The sequence below is a fragment of the Actinomycetes bacterium genome, assembly GCA_036510875.1.
Taxonomy (GTDB): Bacteria; Actinomycetota; Actinomycetes; order Prado026; family Prado026; genus DATCDE01.
The window spans coordinates 1-7,571 of the sequence record DATCDE010000265.1 but is presented as its reverse complement, the minus strand read 5'-3'; the positions used below and the strand labels follow the sequence as shown (position 1 = coordinate 7,571).

The 7,571-nt window shown below is 70.1% G+C and carries 7 protein-coding genes and 1 pseudogene; 3 read left to right on the top strand and 5 right to left on the bottom strand.

The features are described 5' to 3' along the window. Nucleotides 1-6: 6 nt before the first annotated feature. Nucleotides 7-493 (top strand): annotated as a pseudogene (locus VIM19_15420) (transposase). A 56-nt stretch (nucleotides 494-549) separates the two neighbouring features. Here the strand turns inward: VIM19_15420 and VIM19_15415 are convergent. Both VIM19_15415 and VIM19_15410 read right to left on the bottom strand, forming a co-directional pair. Next, nucleotides 550-1,752: an IS4 family transposase gene (locus tag VIM19_15415; protein ID HEY5186249.1), complete on the bottom strand. Its 1,203-nt coding sequence runs from the start codon at nucleotides 1,750-1,752 to the stop codon at nucleotides 550-552. A gap of 167 nt (nucleotides 1,753-1,919) precedes the next feature. After that, nucleotides 1,920-2,444, bottom strand: a complete 525-nt coding sequence (locus tag VIM19_15410) for an ester cyclase (GenBank protein ID HEY5186248.1) — start codon at nucleotides 2,442-2,444, stop codon at nucleotides 1,920-1,922. Nucleotides 2,445-2,670: 226 nt separating this feature from the next. Here VIM19_15410 and VIM19_15405 point away from each other — a divergent pair, with 226 nt between their 5' ends. Both VIM19_15405 and VIM19_15400 read left to right on the top strand, forming a co-directional pair. Beyond that, complete coding sequence (locus tag VIM19_15405) at nucleotides 2,671-3,180, top strand: hypothetical protein (protein HEY5186247.1); 510 nt, start codon at nucleotides 2,671-2,673, stop codon at nucleotides 3,178-3,180. Between the two features lie 209 nt (nucleotides 3,181-3,389). Continuing rightward, nucleotides 3,390-3,800 (top strand): PPOX class F420-dependent oxidoreductase, encoded by a 411-nt coding sequence (locus VIM19_15400; protein HEY5186246.1) that lies wholly within the window; start codon nucleotides 3,390-3,392, stop codon nucleotides 3,798-3,800. Between the two features lie 386 nt (nucleotides 3,801-4,186). On the opposite strand, the gene VIM19_15395 is transcribed toward VIM19_15400, so the two are convergent. From VIM19_15395 to VIM19_15385, 3 genes are all read right to left on the bottom strand, one after another. Then, nucleotides 4,187-4,516 (bottom strand): hypothetical protein, encoded by a 330-nt coding sequence (locus VIM19_15395; protein ID HEY5186245.1) that lies wholly within the window; start codon nucleotides 4,514-4,516, stop codon nucleotides 4,187-4,189. A 527-nt stretch (nucleotides 4,517-5,043) separates the two neighbouring features. Further along, on the bottom strand, nucleotides 5,044-5,901 hold the full coding sequence (locus tag VIM19_15390; GenBank protein ID HEY5186244.1) for a hypothetical protein: 858 nt from the start codon (nucleotides 5,899-5,901) through the stop codon (nucleotides 5,044-5,046). Between the two features lie 496 nt (nucleotides 5,902-6,397). Continuing rightward, nucleotides 6,398-7,195: a hypothetical protein gene (locus VIM19_15385; GenBank protein ID HEY5186243.1), complete on the bottom strand. Its 798-nt coding sequence runs from the start codon at nucleotides 7,193-7,195 to the stop codon at nucleotides 6,398-6,400. Nucleotides 7,196-7,571: the final 376 nt, after the last annotated feature.

Genomic DNA, 7,571 nt, shown 5'->3' with positions numbered 1-7,571 from the left:
CCGTGGGTGAAGGGTAACCGGCAGGCGAAGAGAGTGCGGGTAGTCGCGGGTAGCGAGTCGTTGATCTCGTCGGCCGGGGCGTCGCTGCTGGTCGAGGTGGGGCGGGCCAGCGGTCTGGCTCGGGGGTTGTCGGCGGCCCTTCGGCCGTGGCGGGCGGCCCGGTTACGGCACGATCCGGGGAAGGTCGGGATGGATCTCGCGGTCGCGCTCGCCCTGGGTGGTGATTGCCTGGCGGACCTGGCGGTGGTGCGCGCCCAGCCGGAGCTGTTCGGCCCGGTCGCCTCTGAGGCGACGGTGTCCCGTCTGATGGACACCGTGGCAGGTGACGTCGACGCTGCGGTCGCCGCGATCCGTGCTGTGCGCGGACCTAGACGCCACCATCGTGGTGGCGCATTCGGAGAAGGAAGGCGCGACGCCGACGTTCAAGCGGACCTTCGGGTTCCACCCGCTGTTAACGTTCGTCGACCACGGGGCCGAGGGCACCGGTGAGCCGCTGGCCGGAGCTCGCCGATGGCGTGGCGCCACAGCCGCCCGATGCTGTCGACCTCGTCAGGGGGGGAAGGCGCCCTGCTGGGCGATGGAGCGGCGGGAGATCCGTAGCGCGGCGACGAACGACACGCGGTCCGGGTCGTTCCCGGCGTGGATGGCGGCGTCGAACATCAGGGTGCGGATCGCGTAGTGGCAGCACAGGTGGCCCCAGATCTCCTGGGTGACCAGCTGGGGGGACTTCGAGCGCAGGACCGCGCGTGGCCCGCGCTGGTGGGTCTTCAGCTCGTCGAAGGCGGTCTCGATCTCCCAACGCTGGGTGTAGGCGGCGGCCAGCTGGGCGGCGGGGGCGCTGCGGTGGTCGAGCACGGTGGTGATCAGCCGGAACTGCCCGGTTGGGTCACGGCCGTCCTCAATCGTGTAGCCGACGACCCGCACCCGGATCGGGTGCTGGCGTCGCCGGTCGGCCCTGGAGTCGAAGACATCGGCGAGCCAGGACCCGTCGGGCAGGTCCTCGACCGGCTCGAGCGTGAGGTTGTCGTTGACCCGCCACAGCAGGTCCGCCCCGGTGCGGCAGGCGTTGTGCCACGCGGTGAAGCTGTAGAAGCCGCGATCGGCCAGGCACAGCATCCCCGGGCGTAGCCGCCCGAGTAGCTCGACGGACAACGCGGCCTCCGACGTCGTGTAGGGGCCGATGGCCGCCTCGAACATCGCATGGGTACCGCACTCGCCCAACGCGACCACCCGGGCCTGGGGAAACGCCGAGCGTTCGCCCTTGGTCACCCCGGGCCGGCCGAAGAACACGTCGTTGGCGCCGGTGTCGGGCAGATCCACACACGTCCCATCGAGCGCGACCAACCGCCGCCCGGCCAGCCAGCACCCCGGGGTGTCCTCGGTCGCCAGCGGCCGCGCGACCCGCTCGAACAGCTTCGCCATCGGCTCGGCACCCAGCCGGTCACGGGCATGAGAGATCGCCGCCTTGTTCGCCAGCCTCGGCGACCCCTCATCACGGTGCGCCCAGGCCAGACCATCGCAGATCAACGCCAGCACGTCCTCATACGACCCCTCGGAGTGCAGCGCCATCCCCATCGCGAAATACACCATCGACCGGGCCGGCAACGACCGGCGCCGCTGCTCGGTGCGACCGCACTGCGCCACCACCGCGTCCACGACATCCGCGGGGAACACCTTCATCAGCAGACCCACCGACACCAGATCCGGCAACCGCCGATCCGACTCCGGCTTCCTCCATCCAGAACGAGGCATCCCAACAAACTACACCGCTGGAACCCTAATTGAACGGTATTGCGCCTAGGCGCGCCCGCGAAGTGTGGATCAAGAGCCGGTCGGTCGGGGAGGGTGGGCCGGCAGGGGGCGCGTCGGCTCAGTGTCGGGCCCCGCGGCTTTGGCCGCGGGGCCTGCTTGCTCTCGGGTTAGACGTGAAGCGCCTTTCTGGTCTTGGTCGCCAGTCGTTGAAGCTGGGCGAGAGCCTTGTGGCTGACGTCCTCCTCGCGGGGGATCAGCCCGAGTTGTTGGACGAAGTCCAAGCTGTCGAGGACAATCGTGTGCTCGGCGATGAGCCCGTCTCGGAACGTGTAGACGCACACGCCGCGGATCCGAGCTGGCTTGCCGGTGGCCGCCATGCCCGCCAGCGGCCCGTTCATCGTCCCGGTGATCGTCCAGGTCGTGAAGCCGACGTTGGGGTCGTCGGTCGTGTAGATGCGGAAGTCCTCCATCGGGAAGTGCAGGTCAGGGAAGGTGGCGAACGTGGCCGTGACGTCGGCTGCCGCTGCCTCCTTGCCGTGCACCGGCCCGGCCGAAGCCGGGTTCTCCCACACCACGTCGTCCGCCGCACGGGCCATGATTGCTTCAACGTCGTGGTCGTTCCAGCCCTGGATGAAAGCCTGGAGCGCCGCTGTCATCTCCGCCTTGGTCATCACCTCGGCTGGTGCTGCCATCGCGACACCTCCTCGCGGCCCCGACTGATCCGTCGTACCTCAACGGCCGCGGGCCGCATCTACTCTCGCCCCGATCCGTTTCGGGGACAGAGCACAACGGCCCCGCTGCGGGGTCCGGGCCCGGGCCGGGCGGGGCAGCGCGGCAGGGCGTTGTCCTCTACCCCACGACCGGCCGGCAGCCCATCATGGGATGGCAATCGTGGCGAGTTCGTCGGGAGGAGTCGCCATGACCGTCACCGCACAACAGCAGATGAGCGCGTGGTCAATACGCGCGGCGCGCCGCGCGTTCTCCGGGCTGCCCGCCCCGCAACCGGGCGATCTGGTGGGCCGCTGGGACGGAACCATGGTGGGCAGTCCTGGCCTGCGGCGCATGAGCCGGGTCATTGCCGCGTTCACCCCGCTGCGCGGGTGGTGCGGCAAACAGGTCGAGGCCACCGGGCTGGTGCACAACCTGGTCCGCCGCGGCGACACCACCAGGCAGGCGACCGACTGCTGGGTGTCCAGCAGTGGGTCGCTGCTGGATGGTCGGGCCGCCCTGGTCGCTGACTACTCGCGCACCGCCAGGCCACCGGTGAAGTGGCTGCGCGGCGAAATGCGCTGGCTGGTCCCCGACGCGCAGATCCTCGGCATGTTGGTCTTCCCCATCGGCAGGCGGGTGATCGGCCCGTTCCCCTTCCAGCTGACCCGCAGCCCCGATCGACCCGCCGGCGGCCCGGACGAGTCTTCAGCTGCGTGAGTGGGCTCCTGAGGACTCAGCGGCTGGATCGGCATCTGCACGACCCTGGTGCCCGCGAGTCCTGGCCGCCACGACAGGGGCGCCCCGACGTGCCGATGCAGGGCGCCTTGCTCGCGGTGAGTTCCCTGGCTGCGGTGGCGTCTGGCTTTGCTGGCGCGGGCTGAACTCGACGGGAGCGTGCCGAGCCGTACGGTCGTTAGGTTGAGGTCATGGACCTCGACGGGGCGCGGGCGTTCGTCCGCGAGCATCGCCGGGCGATCTTGACCACGAGCCGTGACGACGGTTCCCCGCAGATGTCCCCGGTGGCCGTCGCCGTTGACGATGGTGGGCATCTGGTGGCGAGCACCCGGAAGACCGCCCTGAAGACCCGCAACCTGCGCAAGCGCCCCACCGCCTGGCTGTGCGTGATCAGCGACGGGTTCTACGGTCCGTGGATCCAGATCGAGGGCGAGGTGGAGATCGTGGAGCTCCCGGACGCCATGCAGCCGCTGGTCGACTACTACCGCCAGGTGGCGGGCGAGCACCCGGACTGGGACGAGTACCGCGCCGCCATGGAACGCGAGCAGCGTGTGCTGCTTCGCATCAGTCCCCGCCGGGCCGGACCCGACGTACAGGGATAGACAAGTCCCACAACACTCACTGCGGTCTCGCCCCGTCGCCCCTTCAGGGGCGGCGGGGTCCTCGCTGCGCCTGACGGGCGACTCGGGGGTATTGGCCGCCCCCGTTCTCGGCGTCGGGCGCCGGGACCTCCGGGTTCAACCCCCCAAGCCTTGGGCCTGCCCGGTGAGTCCGCCGAGTGCGAGGGTTGGACGCATGTCGGAACGTCCCCCCCGACGGCGCCGCCCACTACACCGCCCAGCCGTCTCCGCACCGGGAGACCCTGCTGGAGATACGCGAGCGCATCCTGGCTGTACTACCCACCGCACAGGAGCGGATCAAGTACCCGTTCGTGTTGCCCCCCGCCGAAGGGCGAAGGCAACACGAACGGGGCGGGCGAAAGGCGGTCTTAGCCCTGGATCAGCAACATCTTGCTGACCGAGCAGTTCGCCGCGGGCAGCGTCGGGTACCCCTCACCGCTCATCCCCAGCGTCGCCAGAACGACGGTGTGGGCTCCGCAGTCGTTTGGACTCCCCACTCCAAGCCCAGTCGGCGTCCCGGGGTAGACCCAATGACCAGCGAAGCTCGGCAGCGGCCCGGTGAACGCGGTGTATACGGACGAGCCGTACATGTACGGGTACGGCTTGCTCAGGTTCCACACCATGTTCCACTTGATCGTAGCCGTGCCGATGGGACCGACCCACTGCTGTCCGTCCAGGAGGTATGACCGGCCGGTCATCGTCCCGATCTGTAAAGGACCTGCCCGTTCCCGCTAGTCCACGACTGCTGCACCTCGAGTGCGATCTGGCCCTTGACAGAACTCGGCCGTGGTGTAGGTCCGAACCTGGGTGGCGTTGCTGGGGCAGGGCGGCACTGGCCGGGGCTGCCATGCCCAGCCCCAGACCGATCACCGCCGGCAGGACGAGGTCCGCGCGAAGCATTCTGATCGACCTCACCTCTCTTCGAGATCAGCCAACTCGGGGTGCCATCGGCGACGACACGCCTAACCGACGCGACCCGAACGATGGGCGGTAGGTGCGGTCGCACAAACACGCGAACGCGAGATTCCTACTGCGGTTCATCGACCTGCCGGAACCTGAGTGAGGTGCACGAGCTGCAGCTCGGTGGGAAGACGATCCGGGATCTCCGTTTGAGATGAGTACGGACGACCTCGAACGCATCCTCCGCCCAAACCAGCTTCCCGGTCGGGCTCCCATCGGATCAACAAGACGACGACCCACTGCCCCAACGCTCACCGCGCAGCTGTCAGCCCGCGTACAGCACGACGGTCCAGCCAGTTCCCGACGTGTAGGTGGCCAGGAACTCCGGGCCGTCGCCGATGATGCCGTCGGCCAAGTCGCCGTATGACCCCCCGACGGGGGCCCGGCTCGGATACCACGTGATCGCCGGCAGCGAGGTCAGACGCCAACCACCGCACCCGCCACAGCAGGTGTTCCATCCCTGCACGTACCGCAGCAGGATGGCGAGGTCAGCGGCAGCCCGGGAGCCCTTGGCGGCCGGGACGACCGGGGGCGACTGAGCGGCCTCGGCTCGGGCGGCGGCCATGTCGGCGGCGAACTGGGCCGCGGCCGGTGCACCGTGGTGCAGGCAGTCGAGCGCCTCGGCGGCCGCCGGGTCCGTGACCGGGACGTCGACCCTCGGGCCGGTGTCGGCCAGAGTGTTCACGAACCCGTCGAGCGCGGAGTACCGCGAGAACAGGTCGCTGTACACGAGCAGTACCGGCTGCAGCAGGTCGGGCGGCAGGCCGGCCGGGACGGCCCGCGCCGCCACGCCGGGGTCGGCCGCGGCGGCGGCGTCCCGCACCGATGGGTCAACGGTCAGCATGGTCGTCCCGATGTGCCGGTCAACCACCGCGGCGGCGGCCGACAGGCGCTGATCCACCGCCTGCGCAGCCGCGAAGAACGGCGCGAGGTCGTCCAGCGCGCTGGGCGCGTGGCCGCCGCCGCTGGCGGAAGGGCTGACGGACTCCTGCCGCGACGCAGGTTGGCTGGTCGAAACGCTCGCCCCCGGCCCCGGGGTACCACCCGGCCCCGGCGTCGCGGTCCCGCACGAAACCACACCGGCCAGCGCGACCACCATCACGACACCCAATGCCGCCCGCACCGCACACCACCTTGACTCATCCTCAGGCTGGCATCGGGAAGTCCGTCGCCGGTAGGGGCATGCGACCCGCTCAGCCGGGGGTTCGATCCGCGAGTGGGTTACCTGCGAAGCCCCCCACCCGTTGGTCGCCCCCCGCCGGGCGCATCTCGGAGCCCGCGCGCCGGCTTGAGAGCCGTTCATGCTGGTGGTGAACATCGACGCCCTGGCCGGAACCATCTCGCTGCCCGGTGGGATGCCGTTGATAGCGGCTCACGGCCGGCACCTTCATACGGTCCTGCTCGCGGTAACGGAGTGCCGTAGCACGTTGAGGCCCGGTGCCTAGGTCCTTCGTGCGCTTCCGTGCCGCACGTGAGCGGCTTTGGGTCGGGCCGCTACCGTGGGGTTGCCGGTTGCCACACGTCGAACGACTGGTCCAGATCGGTCGAGGATCCGACCACCGTCCCGCTCATGTCGGTCCGGTTCACCAGCAGCACCCGCCGGCCGACGACACGGTCAATCAACCGGTCACTCGGGCTGGCGAACTGGTGCCCCTGCAGCACGACTCGGGTGCCGTCCGGTGTCCAGCCCAATGCGCCGTACACGCTCCACTGCAGGGTGCTGCCCAGGCTGGGGGGCCGCTCCAGCAGCGTCTCGGCTGGGCCGACCGGCCACCGCTGCACCTGTAGGACAGCGTGGCGCGGGACGCCTCCGCGTGCTGCGTGTGGGCGAACCAGGAGCCGTCGGCGGTCCAGGCCAACGCACCCTCGAGGACGGGGTCGAACGGGTGCACCACGAACCGGCCGGTGGACAGGTCCAGGCGCCATGCCCCGCCGCACGACCCGTCGGCGAGGCACCAACCCGCGTACACCAACGCGGTCAGCCCGCCGGGCTCCAAAGCGAACTGGCCGACGCCGCTGCCTAGAACAGCCTGCACGGCACCGGTGTTCGGATCGACCCGCAGCAACTTCGCCGTCTCCCCATGGGACGCGGAGTCACTGCGCAGGAAGTACACCCACCCGTCACCCGCGCGGTTGAACACCGGCCGGGTGTCGAACACCCCCTCAGTAGCAGGGGTGAGCGGGCTCCAGACACCGCTGACCAGGTCGATCAGCTCCAGGTGCGAGGCGGTCCCGGCCGGAGCGGAGGACGGGCCCGTCAGCGGCCCGGTGGAGGTCTCCATCACGCCCGAGATCCCGGTGGGATCCACGGTGGGCCGGTCGTCCCGGCCCAGCGCGACCAGCTGCCGGGTCCACCCGCTGGCCAGGTCGTAGGCCATCAGGAAGCGTCGGCGGTCAGGCAGCTGCCGGACCAGCACCAGACTCGGCTCGGTCAGCCCCCGCCGCGGGCAAAAGACCCGGTCGGGGACGGCGAAGCCTTCGTTGGGCTCGGGTGCCGGGCTGGTCGGGGACAGAGCAGACGTCGTTCGGCTCGGTGCGCTCGCGAGGGCGGCCGAGCTGGGCCCACTGCCCGGTGTCGAGGACGATGAGGACGACCGGGCCGTGGACCCTGACTCCCAGGAGCCCGTAGGACAGCGCCCTGGGGACGAGGCTGAGGAGATCATCGGCTTCAGGGGTCGGTGACGCTCTGGCGCCCGCGCACGGGGGCCTCTTGAGACTCGACCTGGCGCCGCGTTTGGAAGCGAGCGCGTCCTTCGGCGGTCGCCAGGGGTCTTGGGCTGCGGCGTGAACGGT